The organism is Janibacter sp. HTCC2649 (assembly GCF_000152705.1).
Classification (GTDB): Bacteria; Actinomycetota; Actinomycetes; order Actinomycetales; family Dermatophilaceae; genus Knoellia.
Genome location: NZ_CH672413.1, coordinates 3,038,886 through 3,053,011, shown reverse-complemented (window position 1 = coordinate 3,053,011; position 14,126 = coordinate 3,038,886). Strand labels below are relative to the sequence as shown.

At 68.8% G+C, this 14,126-nt stretch carries 12 protein-coding genes; 8 read left to right on the top strand and 4 right to left on the bottom strand.

All coding sequences use genetic code 11. The features are described from left to right. Positions 1-42: 42 nt before the first annotated feature. Together JNB_RS14550 and JNB_RS14545 are read right to left on the bottom strand one after the other, a co-directional pair. Positions 43-939: a sucrase ferredoxin gene (locus tag JNB_RS14550; protein WP_009777260.1), complete on the bottom strand. Its 897-nt coding sequence runs from the start codon at positions 937-939 to the stop codon at positions 43-45. A 10-nt stretch (positions 940-949) separates the two neighbouring features. Further along, on the bottom strand, positions 950-1,672 hold the full coding sequence (locus JNB_RS14545; protein ID WP_040884934.1) for a TetR/AcrR family transcriptional regulator: 723 nt from the start codon (positions 1,670-1,672) through the stop codon (positions 950-952). 139 nt (positions 1,673-1,811) lie between these two features. On the opposite strand from JNB_RS14545, the gene JNB_RS14540 reads away from it, so the two are divergent. After that, on the top strand, positions 1,812-2,756 hold the full coding sequence (locus JNB_RS14540; RefSeq protein WP_040884932.1) for a hypothetical protein: 945 nt from the start codon (positions 1,812-1,814) through the stop codon (positions 2,754-2,756). 43 nt (positions 2,757-2,799) lie between these two features. On the opposite strand, the gene JNB_RS14535 is transcribed toward JNB_RS14540, so the two are convergent. Next, positions 2,800-3,738 (bottom strand): sugar-binding transcriptional regulator, encoded by a 939-nt coding sequence (locus JNB_RS14535; protein WP_158306145.1) that lies wholly within the window; start codon positions 3,736-3,738, stop codon positions 2,800-2,802. Positions 3,739-3,912: 174 nt separating this feature from the next. Between JNB_RS14535 and JNB_RS14530 the strand changes: the two genes are divergently transcribed. From JNB_RS14530 to JNB_RS14505, 6 genes are read left to right on the top strand one after another with little or no spacing between them, the layout of a single operon-like run. After that, complete coding sequence (locus JNB_RS14530) at positions 3,913-5,322, top strand: sugar ABC transporter substrate-binding protein (RefSeq protein WP_083784497.1); 1,410 nt, start codon at positions 3,913-3,915, stop codon at positions 5,320-5,322. A 32-nt stretch (positions 5,323-5,354) separates the two neighbouring features. After that, positions 5,355-6,311: a carbohydrate ABC transporter permease gene (locus JNB_RS14525; RefSeq protein WP_009777255.1), complete on the top strand. Its 957-nt coding sequence runs from the start codon at positions 5,355-5,357 to the stop codon at positions 6,309-6,311. Further along, positions 6,311-7,210, top strand: a complete 900-nt coding sequence (locus tag JNB_RS14520; protein WP_083784496.1) for a carbohydrate ABC transporter permease — start codon at positions 6,311-6,313, stop codon at positions 7,208-7,210. Before JNB_RS14525 ends, JNB_RS14520 begins: the two co-directional genes overlap by 1 nt. Then, on the top strand, positions 7,207-8,703 hold the full coding sequence (locus JNB_RS14515) for a mannitol dehydrogenase family protein (RefSeq protein ID WP_009777253.1): 1,497 nt from the start codon (positions 7,207-7,209) through the stop codon (positions 8,701-8,703). Before JNB_RS14520 ends, JNB_RS14515 begins: the two co-directional genes overlap by 4 nt. After that, complete coding sequence (locus tag JNB_RS14510) at positions 8,700-9,767, top strand: NAD(P)-dependent alcohol dehydrogenase (protein WP_009777252.1); 1,068 nt, start codon at positions 8,700-8,702, stop codon at positions 9,765-9,767. Before JNB_RS14515 ends, JNB_RS14510 begins: the two co-directional genes overlap by 4 nt. After that, positions 9,767-10,816: a zinc-binding dehydrogenase gene (locus JNB_RS14505; RefSeq protein WP_009777251.1), complete on the top strand. Its 1,050-nt coding sequence runs from the start codon at positions 9,767-9,769 to the stop codon at positions 10,814-10,816. Before JNB_RS14510 ends, JNB_RS14505 begins: the two co-directional genes overlap by 1 nt. On the opposite strand, the gene JNB_RS14500 is transcribed toward JNB_RS14505, so the two are convergent. Further along, positions 10,817-12,529, bottom strand: a complete 1,713-nt coding sequence (locus JNB_RS14500) for a hypothetical protein (protein ID WP_009777250.1) — start codon at positions 12,527-12,529, stop codon at positions 10,817-10,819. A gap of 162 nt (positions 12,530-12,691) precedes the next feature. Here JNB_RS14500 and xylB point away from each other — a divergent pair, with 162 nt between their 5' ends. Then, entirely contained in the window at positions 12,692-14,119 is a 1,428-nt protein-coding gene (xylB, locus tag JNB_RS14495; protein ID WP_009777249.1) for a xylulokinase, read from the top strand. Positions 14,120-14,126: the final 7 nt, after the last annotated feature.

The following is a 14,126-nucleotide window of genomic DNA, read 5'->3' as shown; positions in this document are numbered from 1 at the left end:
CCGCACTCTGCCACTCGGCGTGAGCGACCGGACGGGGTGAGGTCAGCGCGGGTCAGGGAGGACAGACGTCCGGTATGCCGTGTGCTCCCCAGGGCCCTTGCCGCATGACAGCGGGGCGGGCGGGAGCGCTTCGGCGCGGACCTCGACCCACGTCGTGTCGGGCAGGGGCTCGTCGCCGATGACCTCGACGTGGGTGACCGTCTCGGACACGACCTCGACGGTGCCGGGGCGGGCGGCGGAGATGGGCGCGGGCCCGTGGGCGGCGAGGACCGAACCGGTCGCGGCCTGCACTGCGGGTGAGTAGCGCGCGAGTCCGCGCAGGTGGGTGGAGTCGACCTCGCCGGACTTGTGGGCGCGCACGACGTCGACGGCGTTGGGCAGGTCGACCGTGCCAAAGCACGTGCCGTCGGGCATGGAGATGAAGGTCCCGGCGAAGCGGTGGCCGCCGAGGTGGGTGCACTCCCAGACCTCGTCCGGCCAGACCTTGGCGAGCGCCGCGGTGACGGGGCGCCCGCGCAGTGCGCAGCAGGCGTCGCGGGTGCCCTGGGTGCAGACGAGCAGCATCGGCTCGGCCAGTGTCTCGGACTGGGCGAGGGGTGCGCCGAGGGCGGCCACCGCCGCGAGCAGGTCGTCACTGGTGCGCCACGTCCCGGTGACGGACGTCCCGTGGGCGGTGTCCACGGCATACCAGGCAGGTGCCTGCCCGGGGTTCTGGCGGCCGGGGCGGCGCATGAGGAGTGAGCGGCCCTGGAGTTCGGCGCATGCCGTCTCGATGGCGCGGGCGACCGGGCCGGCGATGCCCGGCGTCTCGAGGTGGTCCTTGGTCCACGGCCCGGGGTGCTCGATGAGCAGCCAGCGACGGGCGACGGGCGCGGACCCGAGCATGGGTTCGCCGCGTTCACGGAAGGCGTTGGAACAGCGGACGGAGTCGGGTGCCACGCGCCCGATGCTACGTGGATCGCTTGCGCGGCCGCCGGGTCTGTCCGGGGGCTGGCTCGAGCCCGAGGGTGCGCGCGATGGCCAGCACCTGGTGCTCGAAGAGGGCGCGCGGGTCGCCGAGCGGACCGTAGGCGCCGAACAGCTCGAAGCTCACCAACCCGTGGACGCCCGACCACGCAGCGACGCCACGCGCCATCAGGGCAGGTGGCACTCCGACGAACGGCGGCTGCGAGGTGAACTCGGCGAGGTCCTTGGCGAGCGGCTTGCTGATCGCGTCCCCCGGGTCGTGGAGCGTGCCGTCGCGCAGACCGTCCGTGAGGAGTCCGGCGAGCACGGTGATGACCCGAGCGGCGGGGGCGATGGTGTCCTGAGGGGCTTCATAGCCGGGGACGGGGCTGCCATAGATGAGGGCGTACTCGCTCGGCGCCGACAGCGCCCAGTCGCGGATCCCGTGGGCCACCGCCATGAAGCGCGCGTGGAGGTCGTCGCGCGGCTGAGCAGCCTCGGCCGCCTCCACAGCCGCCCCCATCTCGTTGTAGGAGTCGATGATGAGCGCGGTGAGCAGCGCGTCGCGAGAGGGGAAGTAGCGATAGACCGCGGACGACACCAGGCCGACGTCACGCGCCACAGCACGCAGCGAGAGGTTGGCGCCGTCGACGGCGAGCCGGGCCTTGGCAGCGGCCTTGATCTCCTCGAGGGTCTGGGCCCGGAGTCGCTCACGCGTCGTCGTCATGGCCCGATTCTGGCACGACTCGGCGAGCATTGCTCACAAAAGAGAGCACTGCTCTTGCGCACCACTGCGCCATGGTTCTACATTGTGAGAGCGGTGCTCTCTGAATGGCAGCGAGCCGGGTTCGAGCTGGAGGATGGTCATGGGACGACACGTGGTGCTGGGTGCAGGTCCGGTGGGGACGGCGATCGCGTCCGACCTCCACGAGCGTGGGGAGGACGTCGTCGTCGTGACCCGTTCCGGCGGTGGACCCGACGGCGCCGAGAAGGTGCGCGCCGATGTCGCCGACCCCGACGCCCTGTCGGCCATCGCCAAGGGCGCCGACGTCATCCACAACGCCCTCAACCCGGCCAACTACAACGCGTGGGCGACGACCTGGCCCCCGCTGGCCGCGTCGATCCTCGCCGCGGCCGAGCGCTCCGGCGCCGTCGTCGCAGTGGTCGACAACCTCTACCCATTCGGCCCCGTCGACGTCCCCATGTCGGCCGCCCTCCCCGACCGCCCCAGCAGCAAGAAGGGCGCGATCCGGATGAAGATGTGGCAGGACCTGCTCGCCGCCGCCGACGCCGGTCGCATCGGGGGCGCGGTGGCCGTGCGCGGCTCCGACTACGTCGGCCACGGGCCATCGTTGCTGAGCATGATCGCCTACGGCCGGACCGCCAAGGGCCAACGCGCCTTCATCCCCGGCGACCTCGACGTCCCCCACACGTGGACCAACCCGGGCGATGCCGGACGCCTCCTCGTCAAGGCCGCGCTCGACCCGAGCGCGCACGGTCGCTACTGGATGGTGCCGAGCCCGCCAGCCGTCTCGATCCGAGACCTCGCGGCCCGCGCCGGCGAGATCGCTGGCTGGCCGCCGGTCAGGGTCAGCCCGCTGCCCGGCACCGTGATGCAGATCGCCGGCCTCTTCAACTCCACCGCGCGCGCCACGCTCGAGATGGCCTACCAGTTCCGGCGTCCATTCCTCCTCGACACCACGGAGACGGAGGCGCGCTTCGGTGGCGAGTTCACGCCGCTCGACGAGTCCCTGCGCCAGAACCTCGCCGACGCCGGCTTCGTCCCGGAGCCACCCGCACCCTCCCACTGACGCCCGGCAATTCGTGACCTATTGGTCGAAAGTTGTCGGCGGGTCAGTGGCTCGCGAGGAGGGCGTCGGCGGTTTCGGCGGTGGTCACGAGGGAGTCGATGAGACCGCCCCTCACGGCCGCTCCGATCGCCTCGACCTTCTGGGGTCCGTGGGCGATCGCGATGACATGGCGTATGCCGTGCAGCTGGGTTCCGGTGAGACCGACGATTCTCGCTGTGAGCGGGGTGTCGACGACGACGCCGTTGGCGTCGAAGAAGACTCCCGCCGCCTCGCCGACCGCGCCGGCCTTCGTCACGGCCCTGCGCTCGGCCGGGCTGAGGACTCCGTGGATCGTCGAGACGTCGGGCGCCCAGGCGCCAAGGCCGATGACGGCCAGGGTCACGTCGGCCACGTGGTCGAGGGCCTTGCGCACCGGTGGCTGACGGCGCATGACCTCGGCGCTGGCGGCGTCGTCGAGGAGCAGGGGTGAATAGAAGACGTGTCGCCCACCCCCGGCGATGCGACCGGCCCGGCGCACGACGTCGACGGAGCTGCTGTCCTCCTCGGGCGTGACCATCGCGCCACTGAGCTGGACGACGGGGATCTTGGGCAGGCTCTGGAGCACGTCGACCATGCGGCTCACGGACCGGCTCCACGGCAGTCCGAGTACGTCGCGGTCGGTGACGATTTCGGTGAGCAGGGCTGCGGCAGCGACGGATACGCCCGGGTCGGCCTGCGCGCCCGACCCCGGAACGACGACACAGTGTTGGAGCCCGAGGGCCTCACGCAGGGCCCCTGAACGGTCCGTGTCGATGCCGAGTGGCGACACGATCTCGATCTTCACCATGCCGCTCTCCCGGGCCGCTTCCAACAAGCGAGCGACCTTGAAACGGCTGATCCCCAGGGAGGTCGCGAGGTCGACCTTGGACTCCCCGTCGAGGAGATGACGGCGCGCGACAGCCGCGGCGAGCACCGCCTCCGATGGACCAAGAACCTCAGGCACGAGCCACATCCTCCCCCGGACCGAAATCCGTCTGGTTTCGAACAGACCTGTTGACAACGTGACGCGGGTCATACAGGCTCATGTGTGCAGCATACGCGCTCATTTGAGCGACCATGATCTGAACAGCCCAAGCTCTCAACAGCAACGGGCGACGCGGCGAACAGGAGGGCAACGATGCCCGGGAGCACACGGCATACCCCAGCACTGGACCAGCGGCGCGGCCATCAAAAGCGCCGGCCGACCGCGGTCGCCACGGCAGCCTTGATTTCCGTCGCGCTCACCGGTTGCGCCGGCTGGGGCGGCGGCGGAGTGGGCGGTGGCGGCGCCGACTCGATCGACGTCCTCATGGTCAACAACCCGCAGATGGTCGACCTCCAACAGCTCACGGCCAAGCACTTCACGGCCGAGACGGGGATCCGGGTCAACTTCACCGTCCTCCCCGAGAACGACGTGCGCGACAAGATCAGCCAGGAGTTCTCGAGCCAGGCCGGTCAGTACGACGTGGCGACGCTGTCGAACTTCGAGATCCCGATCTATGCCAAGGCCAAGTGGATCGCGCCGCTCGACGACTTCATCGCCAAGGACCCCGAGTTCGACCAGGACGACATCCTCGGTCCGATGACGACGTCCCTGTCGAGCGAGGGCAAGGTCTACGGGGAGCCGTTCTACGGCGAGTCCTCGTTCCTCATGTATCGCAAGGACGTCCTCGCGGCCAAGGGCGTGACGATGCCGGACAAGCCGACGTGGGACGAGGTCGCCGACATCGCGGCCAAGGTCGATGGCGCCGAGCCCGGCATGAAGGGCATCTGCCTGCGCGGCCAGCCCGGCTGGGGCCAGATCTTCGCCCCGCTGACGACCGTCGTCAACACCTTCGGCGGCACCTGGTTCAACGAGGACTGGACCCCCGGGGTCAACTCCCCCGAGTTCGTCGCGGCCGTCCAGTTCTATGTCGACCTCGTCCGCAAGCACGGCGAAAACGGCGCTCCTCAGGCTGGATTCACCGAATGCCTCAACAACCTCGTCCAGGGCAACGTGGCCATGTGGTACGACGCCACCTCCGCCGCCGGCACCCTCGAAGCCGACGACTCACCCAACAAGGGCAAGTTCGGCTACGCCCCCGCGCCGGTCGTCAAGACCGACTCCGCCGGCTGGCTCTACGCGTGGTCGTGGAGCATCCAGCAGGCCAGCCAGAAGAAGGACAACGCCTGGAAGTTCGTGTCCTGGGCGTCGAGCAAGGAGTACGAGCAGCTCGTCGGCCAGGAGCTCGGCTGGACCCGGGTCCCCGCCGGCAAGCGCGCCTCGACCTACGAGAACGCCGACTACCTCAAGGTCGCCTCGGCCTTCGCTGAGCCGACGAAGTCCGCGATCGAGAACGCCGATCCGACGAATCCCGGTGTGCAGAAGCGCCCCGCGATCGGCATCCAGTTCGTCGACATCCCCGAGTTCCCCGATCTCGGCACGCAGGTCAGCCAGGACGTCAGCTCGGCCATCGCGGGCCAGAAGACCGTCCAGGAGGCCCTCGATCGAGGGCAGGACCTCGCCGAGGATGTCGCGGAGCGCTACCAGACGAGGAGTGGGAAATGAGTTCCGACGTCTCTGTGACAGGTGAATCGGGTATGCCGGACAGTCCCGTCCCGTCGTCGACCGACAGTTCCGGACGGAGCCCGAAGGAGAATGCGGCCCGCGCCACGAAGCTGGCCAAGGCCGGTGACTGGTCGCGGCGAGCACCCCTGCTGCCGGCGCTGATCTTCGTCATCATCCTCACCCAGCTGCCGTTCGTCGCGACGATCGTCGTGTCGTTCATGAACTGGAACGCCTACTACCCGGACGAGCGGGGTTTCGCGGGCTTCGACAACTTCGCCCGCGTCTTCACCGACAGCAACACCCGCAACGCGGTCATCGTGACGGTCATGCTCACGGTGCTCGTCGTCGGCATCAGCCTCGTCCTGGGCATGGCCATCGCGCTGCTGCTCGACCGCAAGTTCATGGGTCGCGGGATCGTCCGCACGCTGATGATCACGCCGTTCCTCGTCGTCCCGGTCGCTGCGGCCCTGCTCTGGAAGCACGCCCTCTACAACCCCGAGTACGGGCTGTTCAACGGGCTGCTCAAGGCGGTGTTCGGTGAGAACGCGCCGCAGCCCGACTGGATCAGCAACAACCCGCTCATCTCCATCGTCGCCGCGCTCGTGTGGCAGTGGACGCCGTTCATGATGCTCATCCTGCTGGCCGGGTTGCAGTCCCGACCGCTCGATGTCGTCGAGGCGGCGCGCATCGATGGTGCGAGTGCGTGGCAGATCTTCCGCACGATGACGCTGCCGCACATGAGGCAGTACATCGAGCTGAGCGGACTGCTCGGCGCGATCTATGTCGTGCAGAACTTCGACCACGTCTTCACGATCACGTCCGGTGGCCTGGGCACGGCGAACCTGCCGTACTTCATCTACCAGACCTTCTACACCGCCCAGGACTACGGACGGGCCTCTGCCGCAGGCGTGGTCGTCGTGGTCGGCACCATCATCATCGCGACGCTGGCGTTGCGAACCGCGTTCAGCCTCTTCAAGGATGAGAACTGATGGCTACAACTACTGACGAGCGAGAGTTCAAGGACGGCGCGGAGGTGGCGTCCTCGGACCGCGAGGCTCAGGCGATCAACCACCACAAGTCGCCGAAGTCGCACATCCTCCTCACCATGGCGGCGTGGTTCTGTGGGCTGGCGTTCGCGCTGCCCGTCGTGTGGATGATCCTCACGTCGTTCCACAAGGAGGAGGACGCGGCGACGAACCCGCCCAGCCTGTTCGCACCCCTGAGCCTCGACGGCTACCGGTCGTTCTTCGCCGCCGGGCCGTGGCCGCCGTTGCTCAACTCGCTGACGGCCAGCGTCCTGTCGACGCTCCTCGTGCTCCTGCTGGCGTTCCCCGCGGCCTACGCCCTGTCGATCCGGCCGGTGAAGAAATGGACCGATGTCCTCTTCTTCTTCCTGTCGACCAAGATGCTGCCGATCGTCGCGGGCATCCTGCCGATCTACCTGTTCGCGCAGAAGGTCAACCTGCTCGACAACATCTGGCTGCTCATCATCCTGTACACGTCGATGAACCTGCCGATCGCCGTGTGGATGTTGCGCTCCTTCCTCGCGGAGGTTCCGGTCGAGATGCTCGAGGCCGCCCAGGTCGACGGCGCCTCGCTCACCGTGACGCTGCGCAAGGTCATCGCGCCCGTCGTCATGCCGGGCATCGCCGCAGCAGCACTGATCTGCTTCATCTTCAGCTGGAACGAGCTGCTCCTGGCCCGCGTCCTCACCGGGACCGTTGCGGGAACGGCCCCAGTGTTCTTGACTGGGTTCGTGACCAGCCAGGGCCTGTTCCTCGCGAAGGTGTGTGCGGCGTCCTTCGTCGTCTCATTGCCGGTGCTCGCCGCCGGGTTCGCCGCGCAGGACAAGCTCGTCCAGGGCCTCTCCATGGGCGCCGTCAAGTGACAGGTGCCAGGCTCTCGTCGGCCACGTTGGGTGACCTGCCGCAGGAGGTGGGGCGGCCGGCCTACGACCGCTCTGCCGTGACCCCGGGCATCGTCCACTTCGGGGTCGGCGGCTTCCACCGGGCGCACCAGGCGATGTATCTCGACGCCCTCATGAACAACGGCGAGGCTCTCGACTGGGGCATCGTCGGCGTCGGGCTCATGCCCGGCGACGCGCGGATGCGCGACGCCATGGCCGCCCAGGACAACCTCTTCACGCTCGTCGTCAAGCATCCCGATGGGCGGCTCGAGCCGCGCGTCATCGGGTCGATGGTCGGCTACCTCTTTGCCCCCGACGACCCCGGTGCGGTCCTCGACCGACTCATTGACCAGGCGACGCGCATCGTGTCGCTGACGGTCACCGAGGGCGGCTACCACGTCAACCAGGTGACGGGTGAGTTCGACGCGAATGACCCTGTCCTGCAGTCGGATCTGTCGCTCAAGAACGACGACGAGGGTATGCCGCAGAGCATGTTCGGTTTCGTCGTCGAGGCCGCGCGGCGTCGCCGAGAAGCGGGCGTCGAGCCCTTCACGGTCATGTCGTGCGACAACCTTCCCGGCAACGGCGATGTCGCGAAGAAGATGATCGTGGCGTTCGCGCGCCTCAAGGATCCTGAGCTCGGCGCCTGGATGGAGGAGAACGTCGCCTTCCCCAACTGCATGGTCGACCGGATCACGCCTGTCACCTCCCCGGAGGACATCGCGGCGCTGAAGGAGAACTTCGGAGTCGAGGATGCGTGGCCCGTGGTGTGCGAGCCCTTCACGCAGTGGGTGCTCGAGGACCACTTCCCCTCGGGCAGACCACCGTTCGAGGACGTGGGAGTGCAGATCGTCGATGACGTCGTGCCCTATGAGCTGATGAAGCTGCGGCTGCTCAATGCGAGCCACCAGGCCCTGTGCTACCTCGGCTACCTGTCGGGCCATCGCTATGCGCACGAGGTCGCGCAGGACCCGCTGTTCGCCGAGTTCCTCCTGGGCTACATGAAGGAGGAGGGGACGCCGACGCTGCCGCAGGTGCCGGGTGTCGACCTCAACGTCTATCGGCGTCAGCTCATCGAGCGCTTCGCCAACCCCGAGGTGCGCGACACATTGGCGCGGCTGTGCGCCGAGAGCTCGGACCGCATCCCGAAGTGGCTCGTCCCGGTGATCCAGGCGAACCTCGAGTCGGGCGGATCGTTCGAGCGGTCGGCGCTCATCGTCGCGTCGTGGGCCCGCTACGCCGAAGGTGTCGATGAGAAGGGCGAACCCATCGAGGTCGTCGACCGACACCGCGACAAGGTCATGGCCGCGGCCCGCGCCTACGAGGACGACGAGCTCGCGTTCCTGCGCGACCGGGACTTCTTCGGAAGTCTCGTCGACAACGAACCGTTCACCACGGCATACGCCGCGTTCTTGAAGTCGTTGCACGACAATGGTGCTCGCACCACCCTCGAAGACCTGGAGTCCAATCGATGACGACTGAAGCGCTGCCCGACACGATGCGGGTGGCTGTCCTGGCCGAGCCGGGATCGATCGTCATGGAGACCCGACCGGTGCCCTCGCCCGCGGCCGATGAGGTGCTCATCGAGGTGCGCTCGGTCGGGGTGTGCGGCTCGGACACGCACTACTTCGACCATGGCCGGATCGGCGAGCACATCGTCACCGGCCCGATGGTGCTGGGGCACGAGAGCGCCGGCGTCATCGTGGGTGTCGGGTCGGGCGTGGACCCGGCGCGCATCGGTGAGCGGGTCGCGATCGAGCCGGGGGTGCCCTGTCGCTCGTGCGCCCAGTGCCTCGCCGGTCACTACAACCTCTGCCCCGACATGGTCTTCCACGCGACGCCGCCGATCGACGGGACACTCGCGGAGTACGTCGTGCACCCGTCGTCGTTCGCCTTCGCCCTGCCCGACTCGGTGTCGCTCGACGAGGGCGCCATGCTCGAGCCCCTGTCGGTCGGGATCTGGGCCTGTCGGCGCGCTGGTGTCGCGCCGGGGGTGCGGGTCCTCGTGACCGGCGCCGGCCCAGTGGGTCAGCTGGCCGCGCAGGTCGCTGTTGCCTTCGGTGCTTCAGAAGTCGTCGTGGCTGACGTCAACGCGCACCGGTTGTCTGTGGCCTCCTCGCTGGGGGCGACCAAGACGGTGGACGTCTCGTCGAAGTCCCTGGCCGATGCGTATGCCGGCCGCCCAGGTCCCGATGTCGTCCTCGAGTGCTCGGGACACGAGGGTTCGACGCAGGCCGCGATCCGCGTGGCGGCACCGGCAGGACGAGTCGTGCTCATCGGCATGGGTGGCGACACGTTGGCCCTGCCGCTGGGTGACGTGCAGAACCGCGAACTGTGGGTGACCGGAGTCTTCCGGTACGCCAACACCTGGCCGACCGCGATCGACCTCGTGGCATCAGGTCGCGTGAACCTCACACCGCTGGCGACCGGCCACTTCGACCTCGAGGGCACGGAGGGCGCCCTCACCGCCGCTCGCACCGACCCCAAGGCCATCAAGTCGATCATCCATCCAGTGCCCAGTCCTGACCGCGCCCCCTGATGGCGACGATGAAGGCCGTGCGGCTGCCGGGTGACAGCACCGTGGAGCATGTGACCGTCGATGTTCCGACGCCCGGGCCGGGGCAGGTGCTGCTGCGGATGCGCGCTTCGGGTATCTGTGGCAGCGACATTCGGGCGATCTACCGCGAGCACCTTGGCCACGGAGCCGAGGCGTACCAGGGCGTGATCGCGGGCCACGAGCCCTGCGGCGACGTCGTCGAACTCGGCCCCGGGGTGACGACCCTCGAGGTCGGCGAAGGCGTCGCGGTCTATCACATCACCGGGTGCGGGTCCTGCGCCGAATGCCGGATCGGCTACCCCATCGGCTGCACCGCACCGACGCGCGCTGCGCACGGCTGGCAGCGCGACGGTGGGCATGCGGAGTTCATGGTCGCCGAGGCCGTGTCCTGCCTGCGCCTGCCCGAAGGCGTGACCCATGTCGATGGTGCGCTGGTCTCGTGTGGGTTCGGAACGGCATACGAAGGCTTGTTGAGAGGTGGCGTCAGCGGACGTGACCGGCTGCTGGTCACGGGCCTCGGCCCGGTGGGCCTCGCCGCCGCGATGCTCGGGCGCCACCTCGGCGCCGCCACCGTCATCGGCCTCGAACCCCACGCCGGGCGCGCCGCCCTCGCTCGCGAGCTCGGCCTCGTCGACATCATCGTCACCGACCCCGCCGAGCTTGCCGATGCCGTGGGCGACGCCACCGACGGACGCGGGTGCGAGGTCACGATCGACTGCAGCGGCAACGCCCGGGCCCGGGTCGCTGCCCTCACCCACACTGCCGCGCGCGGGAACTGCGTCATGGTGGGCGAAGGTGGACAGATCGACTTCGCCGTCTCCGACCTGTTGATCCACAAGCAGGTGTCGTTGCACGGGTCGTGGGTGACGTCGCTCGGTCACATGGCCGAGCTGCTCGACCTGCTGTCGCGCTGGGGTGAGCATCCCGAGCGGATCGTCACCCACCGCTTCGCGCTGGCTGACGCCCAGGACGCGTATGCCGTGGCTGACGCCGGTGCGTCCGGCAAGGCCGTCATCACCTGGGACGAATGATCACGAGTACTTGGGTCCGAAGCGACCGATGCCTTCGGCGGCCAGGTCGTCCGTGCCGGTGTAGATGCGAGCGTTGCTCGACAGGCTCGCCGACGTCCGGTGGACGGCGCGTGCACCCACGTCCAGGCTGCGCTCGCCCTTGCCCAGCTCTGCGTTGAGCACCGTCGTCAGGGTGGTCGCGGCAGGGACCTCCCCGAAGTTGCCCGCGGTGACGGTGATGCCGCCGAGGAGATTGGCAGCCCCCGTCAGCGGTCGCGCCGCAGTGTCGAGGTCCGCGGCCGCGCCCCGCAACGACTCCGGGGAGACGTCGATGTCCTCGCTGAGCCCGAGGTCAGCAAGCGACGTCTGCGTCATGTAGGGACTGGCCCACAGGTCCTCGTCATCGGACCCGTCCGGGCCGTAGGCGTCGGACCCCGACTCATAGGTCGCGACGATCTGCCCGTCGAGCTCAATGATCCCCTCGGACATGTAGGGCAGTTCGTAGGCGGGGCCGCGATCGCCGTTGCCGGACTCGTCGTCCTGTCGCTCCTGTGTGATCAGCCGCCCGGCCTTGTCGCGGCCGAGCGAGGTGCTGAAGACGTACTCGCCATCACGCACGACGACCCCCTGGGCCTGTGGCGGTGTCTGCACGTAGCCGGATCCGCCGCCGAAACTCGTGTCCTGCGTCCAGCCGCCATGACCATCGGGGGTGTAGCGGTACAGCTTGCCGTCGTCGTCGGCGCCGTCGTACTGGTTGCCACCGCCCCCGATGTCGCCGTTGTGGGTGCCGACATAGAGGTTGCCGTCCTTGATCGTTCCGTAGGCGCCGGCGCCAGCGGGGAGCTCAGTCGGCGGCCCGATCGGGTCGACGTGCTTGCCACCGTCCATCAGGTCCGAGGTGAGATAGGTGAACACGTGTGACGGGTTCCCGCTCGACGTCACGTAGGTGTACTTGCCGTCGGAGGCCACGCCGCCGGCGTGGTCGGGGGTCTTGATGTCGCCATAGCCGCCCAGCTCGACGTCGACCACCTCCTTCCCGGTGGCCGGGTCGATCATCGACAGCACCGAGTTCCCGCCGTCCTTGGAGTAGCTCGTCTGCATGATGAAACCCGTCTTGGGGTCGAGGCCCAGCCCCTGCGGGGTCAGCCCGCGGGTGTCGCCCGTCAGCCCAAGATTCGGGATCAGCGGCCCGAGGCTGCTGCCCTTGTGGGCTTCGAGCCACTCGGCGGTCTTGTCCATGCCGTTCGCCAACCACTTCAAGGTCTCGGCGTCGAGCTCGCTGCGGTCGATCTTCTCGCCGGAGGCGAAGGCGGCGATCGTCTTCAGTCGCCCGCTGTAGTTCGCGGACACGGCCACGAGCTGCAGATGCACCAGCAGCGCGAGGAGGTCCTTTGCCACGGGGTTCAGTCCGGAGGGTCGGTTGCGCCAGTGCCCGATGGCCGTCCCGGCCTGGCCCTCCATGACGTCGTACGCGTTGGCCCCGGTGGTGAGAGCGGTCCGGAGGCGACCAAGCGCGAACCGGTTGACCTGGATGCCCTGGCTCACCCCGGCGGTCCGAACGCGATAGCCGGCGGAGGCAGCGCTGGTCCACTTGGGGCGGTCCGCCGCCTCCTCGACGCGGATGGCTGACTCCTCGACCTTCTTGATCGCGTCCCCGACGGTGTCCGCCTGACCCCGAACGGTCGCGGAGTTGCCGGAGACGAGCTTGCCGTACAGATCCTCGGGATCGACCATCCGCACTCCCCTCCCTCACAACGTCCTTCGACGACGGCCACAGCGCAGTGACCAGTCCACTCTTCCCGAATCCAAGCACGGATCCGTCGCCCCGTCTGTGGGGAGCACTCCCCGTCGAAGCGGCCACGTGCAACGCACCGGCCGTTCGGCAAGGATGCAGGTATGGCCCAGACGCAGAACCACCTTGTCGCCGGAGTCGACTCGTCCACCCAGTCGTGCAAAGTGCTCGTCTGTGACGCCGAGACAGGTGAGGTCGTCCGACAGGGCCGCGCGTCACACCCCGACGGGACCGAGATCCACCCGAGTGAGTGGTGGAAGGCCTACGAGTCGGCCACCGCTGACGGCCTGCTCGACGGCGTCTCCGCGATCGCCGTGGGCGGGCAGCAGCACGGCATGGTCACCCTGGATGAGTCCGACGAGATCGTCCGTCCGGCCCTGCTGTGGAACGACACCCGGTCCGCGCAGGACGCGACCGACCTCATCGAGGAGTTCGGCGGCGCGGAGCGTTGGGCGCGCGAGGTCGGCATCGTCCCGGTCGCGTCGTTCACCGTGACGAAGCTGCGGTGGCTGCTCCGCTCAGAGCCTGCGTCGTTGGACCGCACACGCACCTGCGTCCTCCCCCACGACTGGCTGACCGGCCAGATCCTCAAGCAGGGCAGCGGATTCGAGTCGTGGACGACGGACCGCGGCGACGCCTCGGGGACCGGCTACTGGTCGGCGGGTTCTGGCGACTACCTGCCGGAGGTGGTCGACCTCGCCATCGGCCGGCAGATCGAGCTGCCGCGCGTCCTGGGGCCGACCGAGGTGGCCGGGCGCACCGAGTCCGGACTGGTCGTGGCACCCGGAACTGGTGACAACATGGGCGCCGCCCTCGGACTCGGGCTGCGCCCCGGCGACGCCGTCATCTCTCTCGGCACGAGCGGCACCGCCTTCGCTCGACACGACGCGGCCATCGCCGACCCGAGCGGAGCGGTGGCGTCCTTCGCCGACGCGACCGGCGGCTTCCTCCCCCTGCTCGCCACTCTCAATGCGGCCCGGGTCATGACGGCCGGCGCATCCATGCTCGGAGTCGAGCTGGCCGACCTCGACCGCCTGGCCCTGGCCGCCGAACCCGGCGCAGGCGGACTCACCCTCCTGCCGTACCTCGACGGCGAGCGCACGCCCAACCTGCCGACGGCCACCGGCACCTTGTCCGGCCTGACCCGGAGCAACGCCACCCCCGAGAACCTTGCCCGCGCCGTCGTCGAAGGCATGCTGACGAACCTCGCGGAGGCCCTGGACTCGTTGCGGGGACAGGGAGTTCGGGTCGAACGGGTCCTCCTCATCGGCGGAGCGTCCGCGTCCAAGGCGGTGCGTTCCATCGCTGCCGACCTCTTCGGCGCCGAGGTCCGCGTGCCCGTGTCCGGTGAGTACGTCGCTCTCGGTGCTGCCCGCCAGGCCGCGGCCACTCTCCTGCGCACCGACCTGCCCGACTGGGAGGTCAGCACCGACGCCGTCCTCGAGCCGGACGCCCAGTCCAGTGAACGCACTTCCGACCTCCGCGGCAGGTACGCCAACCTGCGAAACCAGCTCCACGGCCCCTCCGCCTAGTCTGTGC